15 protein-coding genes are annotated in these 14,595 nt (G+C 68.6%); 9 read left to right on the forward strand and 6 right to left on the reverse strand.

From position 1 onward, the window contains the following. Positions 1–141 precede the first annotated feature (141 nt). From aroC to QOZ99_RS14400, 4 genes are all read left to right on the forward strand, one after another. The gene (aroC, locus tag QOZ99_RS14385) at positions 142–1,254 is read left to right on the forward strand and encodes a chorismate synthase (RefSeq protein WP_306890681.1); all 1,113 of its coding nucleotides are present in this window, start codon (positions 142–144) and stop codon (positions 1,252–1,254) included. Positions 1,255–1,386: 132 nt separating this feature from the next. Then, the gene (locus QOZ99_RS14390) at positions 1,387–1,785 is read left to right on the forward strand and encodes a translational machinery protein (protein ID WP_306890682.1); all 399 of its coding nucleotides are present in this window, start codon (positions 1,387–1,389) and stop codon (positions 1,783–1,785) included. Between the two features lie 130 nt (positions 1,786–1,915). Beyond that, the gene (ribB, locus tag QOZ99_RS14395; protein ID WP_306890683.1) at positions 1,916–3,220 is read left to right on the forward strand and encodes a 3,4-dihydroxy-2-butanone-4-phosphate synthase; all 1,305 of its coding nucleotides are present in this window, start codon (positions 1,916–1,918) and stop codon (positions 3,218–3,220) included. A gap of 158 nt (positions 3,221–3,378) precedes the next feature. Then, positions 3,379–4,218 (forward strand): DUF1194 domain-containing protein, encoded by an 840-nt coding sequence (locus QOZ99_RS14400; RefSeq protein ID WP_370876863.1) that lies wholly within the window; start codon positions 3,379–3,381, stop codon positions 4,216–4,218. Between the two features lie 24 nt (positions 4,219–4,242). Here QOZ99_RS14400 and QOZ99_RS14405 read toward each other — a convergent pair whose 3' ends face one another. Next, positions 4,243–5,493: a class I SAM-dependent RNA methyltransferase gene (locus tag QOZ99_RS14405; RefSeq protein WP_306890684.1), complete on the reverse strand. Its 1,251-nt coding sequence runs from the start codon at positions 5,491–5,493 to the stop codon at positions 4,243–4,245. A 212-nt stretch (positions 5,494–5,705) separates the two neighbouring features. Here QOZ99_RS14405 and QOZ99_RS14410 point away from each other — a divergent pair, with 212 nt between their 5' ends. Beyond that, the gene (locus QOZ99_RS14410) at positions 5,706–6,245 is read left to right on the forward strand and encodes a DUF1097 domain-containing protein (RefSeq protein WP_306890685.1); all 540 of its coding nucleotides are present in this window, start codon (positions 5,706–5,708) and stop codon (positions 6,243–6,245) included. A gap of 33 nt (positions 6,246–6,278) precedes the next feature. Here QOZ99_RS14410 and QOZ99_RS14415 read toward each other — a convergent pair whose 3' ends face one another. Next, on the reverse strand, positions 6,279–7,043 hold the full coding sequence (locus QOZ99_RS14415) for a TlyA family RNA methyltransferase (RefSeq protein WP_306890686.1): 765 nt from the start codon (positions 7,041–7,043) through the stop codon (positions 6,279–6,281). An 87-nt stretch (positions 7,044–7,130) separates the two neighbouring features. After that, positions 7,131–9,071, reverse strand: a complete 1,941-nt coding sequence (dxs, locus tag QOZ99_RS14420; RefSeq protein WP_306890687.1) for a 1-deoxy-D-xylulose-5-phosphate synthase — start codon at positions 9,069–9,071, stop codon at positions 7,131–7,133. Between the two features lie 254 nt (positions 9,072–9,325). On the opposite strand from dxs, the gene QOZ99_RS14425 reads away from it, so the two are divergent. From QOZ99_RS14425 to QOZ99_RS14435, 3 genes are all read left to right on the forward strand, one after another. After that, positions 9,326–10,561 carry a hypothetical protein gene (locus QOZ99_RS14425; protein WP_306890688.1) on the forward strand — a complete coding sequence of 412 codons (1,236 nt, stop codon included), beginning with the start codon at positions 9,326–9,328 and terminating at the stop codon, positions 10,559–10,561. Between the two features lie 171 nt (positions 10,562–10,732). Next, positions 10,733–11,320: a protein-S-isoprenylcysteine O-methyltransferase gene (locus QOZ99_RS14430; RefSeq protein ID WP_306890689.1), complete on the forward strand. Its 588-nt coding sequence runs from the start codon at positions 10,733–10,735 to the stop codon at positions 11,318–11,320. Positions 11,321–11,336: 16 nt separating this feature from the next. Then, complete coding sequence (locus QOZ99_RS14435; RefSeq protein ID WP_306890690.1) at positions 11,337–11,585, forward strand: DUF1272 domain-containing protein; 249 nt, start codon at positions 11,337–11,339, stop codon at positions 11,583–11,585. A gap of 6 nt (positions 11,586–11,591) precedes the next feature. Here QOZ99_RS14435 and QOZ99_RS14440 read toward each other — a convergent pair whose 3' ends face one another. The 3 genes from QOZ99_RS14440 to QOZ99_RS14450 all read right to left on the reverse strand — a co-directional run bounded on the left by QOZ99_RS14440 (position 11,592) and on the right by QOZ99_RS14450 (position 13,278). Beyond that, complete coding sequence (locus tag QOZ99_RS14440; RefSeq protein WP_306890691.1) at positions 11,592–12,014, reverse strand: DUF1284 domain-containing protein; 423 nt, start codon at positions 12,012–12,014, stop codon at positions 11,592–11,594. A gap of 21 nt (positions 12,015–12,035) precedes the next feature. After that, positions 12,036–12,281, reverse strand: coding sequence for an exodeoxyribonuclease VII small subunit (locus QOZ99_RS14445; RefSeq protein WP_306890692.1), 246 nt, complete (start codon positions 12,279–12,281; stop codon positions 12,036–12,038). A 67-nt stretch (positions 12,282–12,348) separates the two neighbouring features. Further along, entirely contained in the window at positions 12,349–13,278 is a 930-nt protein-coding gene (locus QOZ99_RS14450; protein WP_306890693.1) for a histone deacetylase family protein, read from the reverse strand. A gap of 218 nt (positions 13,279–13,496) precedes the next feature. Between QOZ99_RS14450 and QOZ99_RS14455 the strand changes: the two genes are divergently transcribed. After that, positions 13,497–14,513, forward strand: coding sequence for an L-threonylcarbamoyladenylate synthase (locus tag QOZ99_RS14455; RefSeq protein WP_370876861.1), 1,017 nt, complete (start codon positions 13,497–13,499; stop codon positions 14,511–14,513). The last annotated feature ends 82 nt before the right edge of the window (positions 14,514–14,595 follow it).

Here is a 14,595-nt window from a genome sequence, read left to right on the forward strand (position 1 = left end):
GCGCTGCCGCCATTTTCCGTGGCGGCAGCAGGCCCGCCGCGGGTTTGACGCCTGCCGCGCGGACGCCTAGAAGCGCCGGGAACATGTGCCACACTCCGCCGGATCACCGCGCGGCCGACGGCTCCATCCCCGGATCGCTCCATGTCCTTCAATACCTTCGGTCATCTGTTCCGCGTGACCACGTTCGGCGAGAGCCATGGTCCGGCGATCGGCGGCGTCGTCGACGGCTGCCCGCCCGGCATCCGCTTTCGGCTGGAAGAGGTCCAGGCCGCGCTCGACAAGCGGCGCCCGGGCCAATCGCGGTTCACCACCCAGCGTCGCGAGCCCGACGAGGTGAAGATCCTCTCCGGCGTGCTCGCGGAGGCGGACGGCATGCTGACCACGACCGGCACGCCCATCGCCCTGCTCATCGAGAATGTCGACCAGCGCTCCAAGGACTATGCGGCGATTTCCGAGAGCTACCGCCCCGGCCATGCCGACTATGCCTATGACGCGAAATACGGCCTGCGCGACCATCGCGGCGGCGGGCGCTCCTCGGCGCGCGAGACGGCGGTGCGCGTCGCCGCGGGCGCCATCGCCGCCAAGGTGCTGACCGGCGTCACCCTGACCGGCGCGCTGGTGCAGATGGGCGACATCGTCATCGACCGCGCCAACTGGGACAGCGCCGAGATCGGCCGCAACCCGTTCTTCTGCCCGGATGCGGCGGCCGCGGCGCGCATGGAGGCCTATCTCGACGGCATCCGCAAGGCCGGCTCCTCGGTCGGCGCCGTCATCGAGGTAGTGGCCGAAGGCGTCCCGCCGGGCCTCGGCGCGCCGCTCTATGGCAAGCTCGACGCGGATCTGGCAAGCGCGCTGATGAGCATCAACGCGGTGAAGGGCGTCGAGATCGGCGAGGGCTTCGCCAGCGCCGCCCTTACCGGCGAGGCCAATGCCGACGAGATGCGCATGGGCAATGACGGCCGGCCGGTCTTCCTCGCCAACCATGCCGGCGGCATTCTCGGCGGCATCTCCACCGGCCAGCCGGTGGTGGTGCGCTTCGCGGTGAAGCCGACTTCCTCCATCCTCACCCCCCGCCACACCGTGACGCGCCATGGCGAGGATGCCGACATCGTCACCAAGGGCCGCCACGACCCGTGCGTGGGCATCCGGGCCGTGCCGGTGGGCGAGGCGATGGTCGCCTGCGTGCTCGCCGACCATGTGCTGCGCCATCGCGGGCAGGTCGGCACGCCGCCCGTCTGGCCGTTTCCGCGCTGACGACATTTCCGCGCTGAAGGCGTGCGCAGCGGCAAGATCGGCATGCGCCACCCCATATAGGGTGCGCGCAGGGGGAGACTGGCGGCTCGGCCCGAGCGGCCGCCCCTTAGCATTCGACCATGAGGCTTTGCCATGACCAGCCCGTATCATGCCGTTATCTGGATCGACCATCACGAGGCCCGGATCTTCCATTTCGACAGCACCAGCGCCGAGCGTGTGGTGATCCATCCCGAGCACCCGGTGAAGCACGTTCACCACAAGGCGAACGCCGTGGGCGATGGCCGCTCGGCGGAAGACCAGGCCTTCTTCCATCACGTCGCCACCGCCATTGCCGATGCGAAGGCTGTTCTCGTGACCGGCCCGGGGAACGAAAAGGACCTGTTCGTCAAGCATGTCGAGCATCACGACCCGAAGCTGAAGGCGCTGATCGCCGCCGTCAAAACGGTGGACCATCCCACCGACAACGAGTTGGTCGCGCTGGCGCGCGCCGCCTTCCATGCCGACCACCAGTCGCCGCAGCGCTCGGCCTGACACGCCTCTGGCCCGCCGCCGGTGCAGCCCAGCGGCGGGCTCCCCTCGGGCGAAAACGCCATTTCAGTATCGCTGAAAATACAATAATCTTTTATTGCAGCTGAAAAGTGCCGATCCTATACTCCTGCGCATGAAACTTGCGGATTGGTTGACCCTTACCGGCACAACGCGCAGTGCCTTCGCGCGCGCCGCCGGCCTGTCGCCGGCCAGCATCACCGCATTGTGCAACGACCAGCAGGCCTGGGTCTCCCGGGAAGCGGGCGCGCGCATCGCCGCCGCGACAAGCGGGGCGGTGACGCCGAACGACTTTCTCGGAATTGATAGCGTCGAGGTGGCATTGATGAGCGACAATCTGCAAGCCCGCGTGGAAGCGGCGATCGAGGCCTTCGCGCGGGGCGAAATGCTGGTCGTCACCGATGACGACGACCGCGAGAACGAGGGCGATATCATCGTCGCCGCCCAGTTCGCCACGGCGGAGAAGCTCGCCTTCATCGTCCGCCACACATCCGGCATCGTCTGCACGCCGCTGCCGGCGGAATACGCCAAGCGGCTGCGCCTGAGCCCGATGGTGACGGACAATGACGCGCCGCATTCGACCGCCTTCACCATCTCGGTCGACTACAAGCATGGCACCACGACCGGCATTTCCGCCGAGGATCGCACCGCCACGGTGCGCGGCCTTGCCAACCCCAATGCCGGCGCGGTCGATTTCGTGCGCCCCGGCCACATCTTCCCGCTGATCGCGCGCGAAGGTGGCGTGCTGATGCGCTCGGGCCATACCGAGGCGGCGGTCGACCTGTGCCGGCTGGCGGATCTGGAGCCGGTCGGCGTCATCTGCGAACTGGTGAACGATGACGGCACGGTGATGCGCGGCCCGAAGGTCGCCGACTTCGCCGCCCAGCACAAGCTCACCCGCATTTCGGTGGCGGACCTCATCGCCTATCGCCAGTTGCGCGAGAAACTGGTGACGCGCACCGCCGAGTTCACCGCCCCCACCGCGGTCGGCGACATGCACGCGATTTCCTATGTCACCCCGTTCGAGCCGGTGAACCATATCGCGCTGGTGCACGGCAAGATCGGCGACGGGCGCGACGTGCTGGTGCGCCTGCACCGCGCCGACCCGATCGGCGACGTGTTCACCGGCGGCAAGGCGATCCGCGCCTCGCTGGAGCGCATCAAGGCCGAGGGGCGCGGCGTGCTGGTCTATCTGCGCGACGGCACGACCGGCGTGCCGGTCAACACAATCGGCAGCGACGAGAAGCAGGAAAGCTCGCGGCTGCGCGACGAGAACTGGCGGGAGATTGGCCTCGGCGCCCAGATTCTGCGCGATCTCGGCATTTCCTCGATTCGCCTCCTCGCCTCGCGCGCCCGCACCTATGTCGGCGTTGCCGGCTTTGGAATCGAGATCCTCGGCACCGAGACGCTGGACGTCTGACGCCGTACCGGGGTAACGGGCGCTCACGCGAACGGCATCGCGCGGCGCCCGCTGCCCGCAATTTCAACTTCTGGCCACCGATAGGGCGTGTCACCATTCATGGGACGCGTCTTTGACACGTCGAGGTCCCGTCACCGACGGAGGTCGCGATGTCGTGCATGCGTGTGTGCCGTGCCGTGCCTTCCGTTTGCGCCACCGCGGCGATGCGCGCCGCGCGCCTGCTGGCCCTGCTATGCTTCGTCGTGGCCACCGTCTCCCCGGCGCGGGCCGACGAGCCGGTGGATGTCGAACTCGTGCTGGCGGTCGACGTCTCCTATTCGATGGACCTCGACGAACTGGCGCTGCAGCGCGAGGGTTATGTCGCCGCCGTCACCTCCCCCGAATTCCTCAACGCGCTCAAGCTCGGCCCCCATGGCCGCGTGGCCATCGCCTATGTGGAATGGGCCGGGATCGAGGAGCAGAAGCTGGTGGTGGACTGGACCTTCATCGCCGGCCCGGCCGACGCGCAGCGTTTCGCCGCGGCGATCCACGATGCACCGCTGCGCCGCGTCTACCGCACCTCCATTTCCGGCGCGATCGAGTATGGCGCCGACCTGATCGAGCACAACGCGATCAAGGGGCTGCGCCGCGTGATCGACATTTCCGGTGACGGCACCAACAACCAGGGCCCGCTGGTGGAAGCCGCCCGCGACGAGGTGGTGGCACGCGGCATCACCATTAACGGTCTGCCGCTGATGCTGAAGGAGCCCGCCGGCTCGATGCTCGATATCGGTCAGCTCGACATCTATTACGAGGACTGCGTGATCGGCGGCCCGGGCGCCTTTGTCATTCCCGTGCAGGGCAAGCATGAATTCGCCGACGCCATCAAGACCAAGCTGGTGCTGGAGATTGCCGGCGTGGTGCCGCCGCAGCGCCACCTCGTGCACCGCGCCGCGGATGCGCCGCGCATTTCCTGCACCGTCGGCGAGCGCATGTGGATGGAGCGCTGGGGCAATTGACCACGCCCCAAACCGACCCTTCCCTCACCGCCGGAAGACGCCGACCAGTTCCACATGGGCTGAATAGAGGAACTGGTCGACCGGTGTGACGCGCTCCAGCCGATAACCGCCCTGGCAGAGGATCGCCGCATCGCGTGCGAAAGTCACGGGATCGCAGGACACGCCGACCACAAGCGGCACCTTGCTGGCCGCCAGTTGCTGCGCCTGCGCCTCCGCGCCCTGCCGTGGCGGATCGAACACCACGGCATCGAACGCCTTCAGTTCCAGCGGCAGCAGCGGCCGGCGGAACAGGTCGCGCATCTCGGCCGTCACCGGCTTGAGCCCGGCGATGCCGCGCGTGGCCTTGAGCAGCGCCTCAACCGCCGGAGCCGACGATTCAAAGGCCGCCACGCGCGCGCGCTCGGCGAGCCGCAGCGCGAAGGTGCCCACACCCGAAAACAGATCGGCGATGCGCGTCGCCCCCGCGCTGGCCTCGTCGACCAGCCGCGCCAGCGTCTCCTCGCCCAGTTCCGTCGCCTGCAGGAAGGAACCCGGCGGCAGCGGGACACGGGCGCGGCCCATCGTCACCACCGGCGGCTCGCGCTGCAGCACCAGTTCGCCATGGCGGGTGAGGCGGGCGAGGCGATGGCGTCCGGCAATCTCCGCCAGCGTCGCGACCATCCGGGGCTGAAGCGGCCCCGAGCCGCGCACATCCATGTCGAGCCCGGTCGACGTCGCCGTCACCTGCAGGTCGAGCGGCTTCATCAGCGGCACCAGCGCCTGCGCCACCGCCCAGGCGGCGGCCAGCGCGCCGTCGAGTTCGGGCGCGAGGATGGGGCAGGTGTCGATGGCGACGATCGCATGGCTGCGCCGGCCGGCGAACCCCACCGTCAGCACATCCTCGCCCCGGCGCGGATTGCCCCCGGTCGAGCGGGCATGGAACACCGCGCGGCGCCGGCCCTTGCCGTGAGCGGGCACCAGCGGCGCAACCGGCGCGTGCAGCCCGGCGCGGGCCAGCGCATCCACCACCATCTCCCGCTTCCACGCCTCATAGGGCGCGGCCCGCCAGTGCTGCAGCGAGCAGCCGCCGCAGGCGCCGACATGGCGGCAGATCGGCGCGATGCGGTCAACGCTCGGCGTCGCCACCTCGATCAGCCGGGCGCGGTCATGCGCGCGCTCCACCTCCACCGTCTCGCCCGGCAAGGTGAGGGGCACATAGACCGCACCGTCGGGTGTCTGGGCGACACCGTCGCCGCGATGGCCGATATGGTCGATCTGGAGCCGTACGGCACTCATCGCGGGAGGGCTCCTGATATGAACCATGCGATATTATGTATTGACGAAATGATCATTGATTTCAAACCATCACCTTCTGCACAACAACATGGCACCGGCATATAATGTCTGTATTCTAACCGAGGCTGATTCCCATTTTTCAAAAGGACAGCCCACTTTACTTAGCAAGCGCACATAATAATAAGCCTCGAAGCGCACGCAAAGGGGGAAATATGTCGATAATCTCCGCACTTGCAATCACGATCGGGGTATTGGGGGGCGTCGCCACCTGGCTTTTCCTCGGACCACTCGCCGGCGGCCTGCAGATATGGGCCGCCTTCATCGCCTGGGCCTGCTTCTTCCACTGCGGAGGCAAGGAGGCCGGACTGAAGGCCACCATCCTCGCCAACATCGCCGGTGCCGTCATGGCGTGGCTCACACTGCTCGCCGTCACCCGTGGCGGGATGGGTGAGAGCCTCGGCCTGCCGGTATGGGCGGGCATCTGCGTCGGCGTCGGCGTGCTGGTGATGATCCTGCTCGCCAACCTGCCGGCCTTCGCCGCGATTCCGGCCCTGGTCTACGGCTTCGCCGCCACCGCCGGCTTCGCGCTGCTGGTGACGGACGGGCTGGCCAACCTGACGGCGGCGAGCCTCGCCAACCCGCTGCCGACCATCATCGTCTCGATGATCGTCGGCGCCATCTTCGGCTATGTCTCGGAAAAGGTCGCCGGGGCGCTCGTCGCCAGCAGCGGCCCGGCGCGCCGCGCCGCCTGACGGGAAGCGGGACAACATCGGCGCGGACGGCTCCTATTCCGCCCGCGCCGCCACCAGCAGGAACTCCTCATTGCCGTCGCCGCCCAGAATGGGCGACGCGAGGCGATGCGTCACCCGCCAGCCGAGCGCCGCGATCCGCGCCGCGATCCTGTCCGCCGCGGCGGCCCGCGCCGGCGCATCCTTGACGATGCCGCCCTTGGCGAGCTTGTCGCGCCCGACCTCGAATTGCGGCTTCACCAGCGCCACCAGATGCGCCCTCGCCCCGGCATGCGCCAGCGCCGCGGGCAAAACCGGCTCCAGCGAGATGAAGCTGACATCGATGGTGATGATGTCGACCGGCGGCAGCGCGCCGGGAGCCAGGTCGCGAATGTCGGTCGCCTCGCGCGAGACCACGCGCGGATCGGCGCGCAGCCGGGCATGCAGCTGGTCGCGCCCGACATCGATGGCGTGAACGCGCCGTGCGCCGCGCGCCAGCAGCACCTCGCTGAACCCGCCGGTGGACGCACCGACATCGAGCGCCTCGGCGCCGGACACGTCCAGCGCGGCCGCATCGAGCGCGGCTTCCAGCTTGAGGCCAGCCCGCGACACCCATTCATAGGCCTCGCGCGCCTCGATCTCGGCATTGAGGGTGATGGTTTCGGACGGCCTGGCCACCACCCGTCCGCCAACGCTCACCAGCCCCGCCTGGATGGCCGCCTGCGCGCGGGCACGGCTGTCGAACAGGCCGCGCTCCACCAGCACGCGATCGGCCCGCGCACGCCGCACACCGGCCGCGGCGTGCTCGTCATCCCCGTTCATGGCAGCCACCCGGCAAGACGCCGCAGCGGCGCGGCACATGCCGGCCCACCGCGAACGGGGCCCGCATCCACACGGATCGAAAAAGCGCTAGCCGCGCAACAGGGCGCGCGCATCGTCTTCCGCCCGCCCGAGCGCGGCGAACACGCCCCGCACGATGCCATCCGTGTCCAGCCCCGCCTCGCCAAGCTGCACGGCGGGGGCGTCATGGTCGATGAAACGGTCCGGCAGCGCGAGGCTGCGCACCTTCAAACCGCGGTCGAGCGCGCCGGCTTCCGCCAGCAGGGTCAGCACATGGCTGCCGAAGCCGCCTGTGGCGCCCTCCTCGACAATGACCAATACCTCGTGCTCGCGGGCGAGGCGCAGAACCAGATCGCGGTCGATCGGCTTGGCGAAGCGCGCATCCGCCACCGTGGTGGACAGGCCGAAGCCGGCCAGTTGGTCCGCCGCCGCGAGAGCGGGCGCGAGCCGCGTGCCGAAGGACAGCAGGGCGATCTTGGAGCCTTCGCGCACCACCCGCCCACGTCCGATTTCCAGCGGGATGCCGCGAACCGGGCGTTCCACGCCGACGCCCTCCCCGCGCGGATAGCGGAAGGCGATCGGCCCTTCGTCATAGGCGGCGGCGGTCGCCACCATGTGCACCAGTTCAGCCTCGTCGGCGGGCGCCATCACCACCATACCCGGCAGGCAGGCCAGCATGGGCACATCGAAGGCGCCGACATGCGTCGCCCCATCCGCGCCGACCAGCCCGGCGCGATCAATGGCGAAGCGCACCGGCAGCTTCTGGATCGCGACATCATGCACGATCTGATCATAGGCGCGCTGCAGGAAGGTGGAATAGAGCGCGCAGAACGGCTTGTAGCCCTCGGTCGCCAGCCCGGCCGCGAAGGTCACCGCATGCTGCTCGGCAATCCCGACATCGAAGCTGCGCGCGGGGAATTCGCGGCCGAACAGGTCGAGCCCCGTACCGGCCGGCATGGCGGCGTTGATGGCGACGATCCGGTCGTCGCGGCGGGCCTCGTCGATCAGGCTGTCGGCGAAAACGCGCGTATAGGAAGGGGCATTGGAGACCGCCTTGGTCTGCGCGCCGGTGGCGACATCGAAGCGCTGCACGCCGTGATACTTGTCGGCCGAGGCTTCGGCCGGCGCGTAGCCCTTGCCCTTCTGGGTGACGACATGGACCAGGATCGGCCCGGTGTCGGTGTCGCGCACATTGCGCAGCACCGGCAGCAGATGGTCGAGATTGTGACCGTCGATCGGGCCGACATAGTAGAAGCCCAGTTCCTCGAACAGCGTGCCGCCGGTCCAGAAGCCGCGCGCGAATTCCTCCGCCCGCGCCGCCTGGCGGCCGAAGAATTTCGGCAGGCTGCCGGCCAGCTGCTTGGCGGTCTCGCGCAGGGAGCGGTAGGTCCGCCCCGAGATCAGCCGCGCCAGATAGGCCGACATGGCACCCACCGGCGGGGCGATCGACATGTCATTGTCGTTGAGGATGACGATGAGGCGGGAATCCATCGCCCCCGCATTGTTCATCGCCTCATAGGCCATGCCGGCCGACATCGCCCCGTCGCCGATCACGCATATGACATTGCGGCGGGCGATCGTCGGGTCCTTCGCCGCCTCGAAATCGCGCGCCACGGCCATGCCGAGGCCGGCGGAGATCGAGGTCGAGGAATGGCCGGCGCCGAACGGGTCGTAGACGCTTTCGGTGCGGTTGGTGAAGCCGGACAGCCCGCCCCCCTGGCGCAGCGTGCGGATGCGCTCGCGGCGGCCGGTCAGGATCTTGTGAGGGTAGCATTGATGGCCGACGTCCCAGATCAGCCTGTCATCGGGCGTATTGAAAACATGGTGCAGGGCGACGGTCAGTTCGACCACGCCGAGGCCCGCGCCCAGATGCCCGCCGGTGACGGAGACGGCATCGATGGTTTCCTCGCGCAGCTCCGCCGCAAGCTGCGGAAGCTGGTCCTCCGGCAGCAGCCGCAGATCGGCGGGCTGTCGAATCCTGTCCAGAAGCGGCGTGGAGGGGCGGGTCAAGGACTTCTCCGGTTACGCGGCCGCCGAGGCAATGGCCGTGCCGCCAGCGGAACACAACGGCATACACAATGGCATCGGGACGCGCAACGCGGGCTCGCCGCGCGCCCGCGCCCGCCGCGCGCGCGCGCTAGAAGGAATTCAGCAACACTCCACGAAGACTTCAATGCGCACGAAGACAAAGGTTGGATCGCGCGGCGGCGTTCCGCTAGAACCACGGCGTATCCATGCAGAGTCGTTTCGGGAGCTGGCCATTGGTGGACGTAACGCTGGAGCCGGAAATCCCGGCTGCCGGGCGCCGGTTGGTGCTTTTTCTCCCCGGCCACGACCCGACCGACATGGAGTACCATCACGGCCGGTTCGCTAATCAGGCGGCGCGTTTCAGCAAACTCTGGTCCTTTCACGTTGCCGTGTCCGCGCGGCATGATGACGAGCAGCAGCATCTCGCCCGCTGGAACGTGGAATGCGGCGGGCCGAACTGGCGCGAGGAGGTCGATTACTGGATCCTGCGCTGGGATGACATCGTCGTCGCGCTCGACGAACGCCCGGACCCGGTGCGTCTGTGGGGCGGTTTCGGCGGCCTGTTCGATTTCTGGGCCGGCGGGGCGACCAGCCGCTATGTCGAGGCCAGCATCCAGTATGTCGGCTTCTTCCTGTTTCCCTTCGTGCTGGTTGGCCTGTTCGCGGCCGGCGGGCTGCTGGCGGGCTGGTTCGCCGATCATCTTCTCGCGGAGATCGTGCCCTCGCCGGTCGCCTGGCTCATCGGCATCATGGCCGCCATCGCCGTCTTCTTCGGCCTGTTCCGGCAACCCGGGCGCTACTGGCGCCTGCACCAGGCGCTCGACGACTGGGACCTGGCGCGCAATTACCTGCACGACAGGACGCCGGAGCTGAATGCGCGCCTCGACCAGTTCGCCGACGAACTCGTCGAAGCCGTGCGGTCGAAGCGCTATGACGAGGTGCTGCTGGTCGGCCACAGCCTCGGCGCGACGCTGATGCTGGGCGTGCTCGACCGCGCGCTGGACCGCGAGCCGGCCCTCGCCGAGGGGCCGGCGCGCCTGGCCCTGCTGACCTGCGGCGCGACGATTCCCAAATTCGCCCTCCATGCCAAGGGCGACAAGGTGCGCCGGCAGGCCCGGCGCGTGGCGGACACGCCCGGCCTGACCTGGGTCGAGTTCCAGTCGCGGCACGACGTGATCAATTTCTTCGAGTACCACCCGGTCACGCTGCGCGACGTCGCCTTCGACGTCGACACCGACGGCGCGCCGATGCTGCGCGATGCCAATATCAAGCTGATGCTCTCCGAGGAGAAATACGCGCGCATCCGCCTCAACGCGCTTCGCCTGCATTACCAGTTCCTGCTGGCGAACGAACGCAAAGCTCCTTACGACTATTTCATGTTCGCGCTGGGGCCGCTGGCCTTTGCCGACATCACGTCGCGGCCTGAGGGGCCGATCGGCCGCTTCGCGCCGGACGGGTCCCTCATCACCTAGTGCCGATTCCGATCCGGTGAAATCGCCGGATCGGCAAGAAAGCGCTCTGGATTCGATAGACTGGAGCGGTCTCCGCGAGAGACGATCAACTGTCGCGGAGACCGCTCCAGACGTATTATTCCACGTCATTTCCCGCCTGGATATTTTCCCCATCGCCTGAACGGACGCTTCATGGACCTCATTATCGCTGCAAAAATCGTCTGGGCCGTCGGCGTGGTAGGTTGGTACGTCATCCGCATCCCCTTCGAACAGAAGGTGAAGCGCGAGCGCGTGATCGACGCCCGCCACCGGCTCCGTGAATTGATCCTCCTGTCCTGCTCCACGCTCGGCCTCGGCATCATCCCGATGTTCTGGGCCACCTCGCCGCTGTTCAGCTTTGCCGATTATCCCTATTCGGTGGTGCAGTTCGGCCTCGGCACGGCGCTGTTCGCCTTCGCCCTGTGGCTGTTCCGCCGCACGCACGAGGATCTCGGGCGCAACTGGTCGGTCACGCTGGAGATCAAGGACGAGCACAAGCTGATCACCGGCGGCGTCTATCGCTACGTGCGCCACCCGATGTACTCGGCCTTCTTCCTGTGGGCGGTGGCCCAGCTGATCCTGGTTCCCAACTGGATCGCCGGGCCGGCCGGCATCATCGGCTTCGGCATTCTCTATGCCTTCCGCATCGGCAAGGAAGAGCGGATGATGCTCGACACGTTCGGGGAAGAGTACCGCGTCTACAGCGCCCGCACGGCGCGGCTGCTGCCCGGCATCTACTGAACCTGCGGAGCGGGCCATGCTGGAACTGAGGCCGAACTGCGAATGCTGCGACCGCGACCTCCCGCCGGCGACGCGGGAGGCGGTGATCTGCACCTTCGAATGCACCTTCTGCGCGGATTGCGCGCGGGACGTGCTCGGCGGCATCTGCCCCAATTGCGGCGGCGAACTGGTTCGCCGCCCCATCCGCCCGGCCACGGCCCTGGCCCGCAATCCGGCCTCGACGGAACGGGTGTTCAACCCCGACTGCCGCCGCGCCGCCGGTTGAGCCGCCTTATCCGCCGGTGAAGCGGGCCGCGGTGAAACCCGACGCGGCGACATCGCTGCAGAGCGGCGACCACTGGCAGGCCTCGCAGGCGCGGCGGATCGTGCCGGCGGCGAAGGCCGCGCGCAGCCGCGCCACGCTTGCCGTGGTGAGGGGGATGGGCGCGCCCGGCACGAGTTCGCTCCCGATCAACACCGACAGCGCGGCGAGCGCCTGCGCATCGCGGGCAGCGATGCGCGGTTTCAGGCAATGGTGCCCGCCTTCCAGCATCGGCGCGCAGATCTCGTCCGGCCCCTCCACGAGAACCGCCTCCTCGCCGGCATTCAGCCGGTAGACGACGCGCTCGTAATGCGCGACGAAGGCGGGCGTGTAGCCCCGCCCGACATAGGTGAGCAGGCACAGGAGATGATGGGCGCGCAGCCGGATCGTCATCCCCGCCCGCCCGCGCGCGCTCTATTCGCCATCCAGCGGCACGGTTCCCGACGGCTTGCCGTCGAGCCCGAGCGTGATCCGCTCGACCCGCGCCTCGGCATCCTTCAGGAGCGCGTCGCAGCGGGCCTTCAAGGCCTCGCCGCGCGCATAGAGGGTGATGGATTCCTCCAGCGGAACATTGCCGCCCTCAAGCTTGCCGACGATCGCCTCAAGCTCGACGAGCGCCGTCTCGAAGCTCAGCGTGTCCACAGTCGCCGCATCGGTCATCGCGTTCTCCTCGCCGTGAGTCGCGCCCCTTATACAGGCTCGCGGGCGCGCGCTCATCCCCCTGCCGTCACCCGCGCATCAGCGCCATGACATGGGCCGAGGCGGAGCGGGCGAGCCCCTCCAGGTCGTAACCGCCTTCCAGCACCGAGACGAGCCGGCCGCCGCAGCGGCGGTCGGCCACGTCCATCAGTTTCTTGGTGACCCAGCTGAAATCATCTTCCAACAGATTGATGTTGGCGAGCGGGTCGCGCGTATGCGCATCGAAGCCGGCCGAGATGATGATGAGTTCGGCCCCGAACGCCTCCAGCCGCGGCAGGATGCGGCTCTCGAACGCCTCGCGGAACGCCTCGCCCCCGTCGCCCGAGCGCAGCGGTGCATTGACCACATTGTCCGTGGTGCCCCGCTCGCCCACCGCACCGGTGCCAGGGAAGAGCGGCATCTGGTGGGTCGAGGCATAGAGCACGCTCGGGTCGGACCAGAAGATCTCCTGCGTGCCATTGCCGTGATGCACGTCGAAATCGACGATGGCGACGCGATCGAGACCATGGACCGCCTGCGCATGCCGGGCGGCGATGGCCACATTGTTGAACAGGCAGAAGCCCATGGGCGTGCGCGTCTCGGCATGGTGGCCGGGCGGGCGCATGGAAACGAAAGCGTTGCTCACCTTGCCCAAGAGCACCTCGTCGACCGCCATCACCGCGCCACCGACCCCGCGCCAGATCGCCTCGCCGGTGCCCGGCGACATCACCGTGTCGCCGTCGATCCGCACCAGCCCCTCCTCTGGCATGGCGGCGTCGAGCGCGGCGACGAAATCCTCCGGGTGCACGCGCACGATATCCTCGCGGCTGGCGATCGGGGCCTGCTCGCGGGCCAGCGTGGCGAACGCCTCGGCCTCGAACACGCGATTGAGCACGCGCACCCGATCCGGCCGCTCGGGATGGCCGGCCGGCGTGAGATGTTCCAGGCAGGCGTCGTGCGCAACAAGCAGCGTCGTCATGGCGTTCCTTGGGATTTGACCGATCTGTCGGTGGGGTTCTTGGTCGGAACAGGCTTTTCATTGTTCCAACGACGATTGATTGTAGACGATATGCCACGTGGGAACGGCGAGCCAGCGCGGCAAGCCTGTGGCCCACGAATTTCGCCGTCGCTCCATCGTCAGCCCGCCGGTTGACCGACGCGAGCGGACACCCTATCCGAGCGCGGGACCCCGGAGGAATGATGAGCGCAGGCGGCCAGGCGTCCGAACGCGCGACACGGCGGATGGCGGCGGATGCGGCCGGCATCGATGAGGCCGCGCGCGCGCTGGTGGCCGGCGGTCTGGTCGCCCTTCCGACGGAGACGGTCTATGGCCTCGCCTGCGACGCCACAAACCCGCGCGCCGTGGCCAGCCTCTATGCCGCCAAGGGTCGACCGCACTTCAACCCGCTGATCGCCCATGTGCCCGATATCGCCGCCGCCCGCCGGGTCGGCCGGCTGACTGCGGCGGCCGAGGCGCTTGCCACCCGCTTCTGGCCCGGCCCGCTGACGCTGGTGGTGCCGGCGATCGAGGCTGCGACAAGCGACCTTGCGCGCGCGGGGCTCCTGAGTATCGCCATCCGTGTGCCGGCCCATCCGGTCGCGCAGGCTGTGCTGGCGGCGGCCGGCCGGCCCATCGCCGCGCCCAGCGCCAACCGCTCCGGCCATGTCTCGCCGACGCGGGCCGAGCATGTTCTGGCCGATCTCGACGGGCGGATCGACCTCGTGCTCGATGCCGGTCCCTCGCGTGTGGGCGTCGAATCCACCATTCTCGACTGCACCGGCGACGTGCCGGTGCTGTTGCGGCCGGGTGGCCTGCCACGCGAGGCGATCGCAGCCGCGCTGGGCTTTGCCCCCGCCAGTCCCACGCCACGGGCGACCGGCAATGGGGGGGAGGACGCGGCCCCGCTCGCGCCCGGCATGCTGGCCTCGCACTATGCGCCCGCCATACCGGTGCGGCTCGATGCGCGCGAGGTGCGCCCGGGCGAAGCGCTACTCACCTTTGCCGATGCCCGCCCGCCGGGAGCAGAGCGGGCCCTGGCCATTCTCGACCTAAGTCCCACCGGTGATCTCGTCGAGGCGGCGGCGAATCTGTTCGACCATCTGCGCCGGCTGGACCGCAGCGGCGCGCAGGCCATCGCCGTCATTGCCCTGCCCCATGAGGGTCTCGGCGAGGCGATCGCCGACCGGCTGTCCCGCGCCGCCGCGCCACGCTGACGCCACAGCCCCTCCCCGCCCCCGACATGCTCCCGCCGCCCGCGCCGGCCATTAACCGGCGGGCAAGGTTAATGCGCGATAA

Origin of the sequence: Ancylobacter amanitiformis (assembly GCF_030814815.1) — a bacterium.
Taxonomy (GTDB): Bacteria; Pseudomonadota; Alphaproteobacteria; order Rhizobiales; family Xanthobacteraceae; genus Ancylobacter; species Ancylobacter amanitiformis.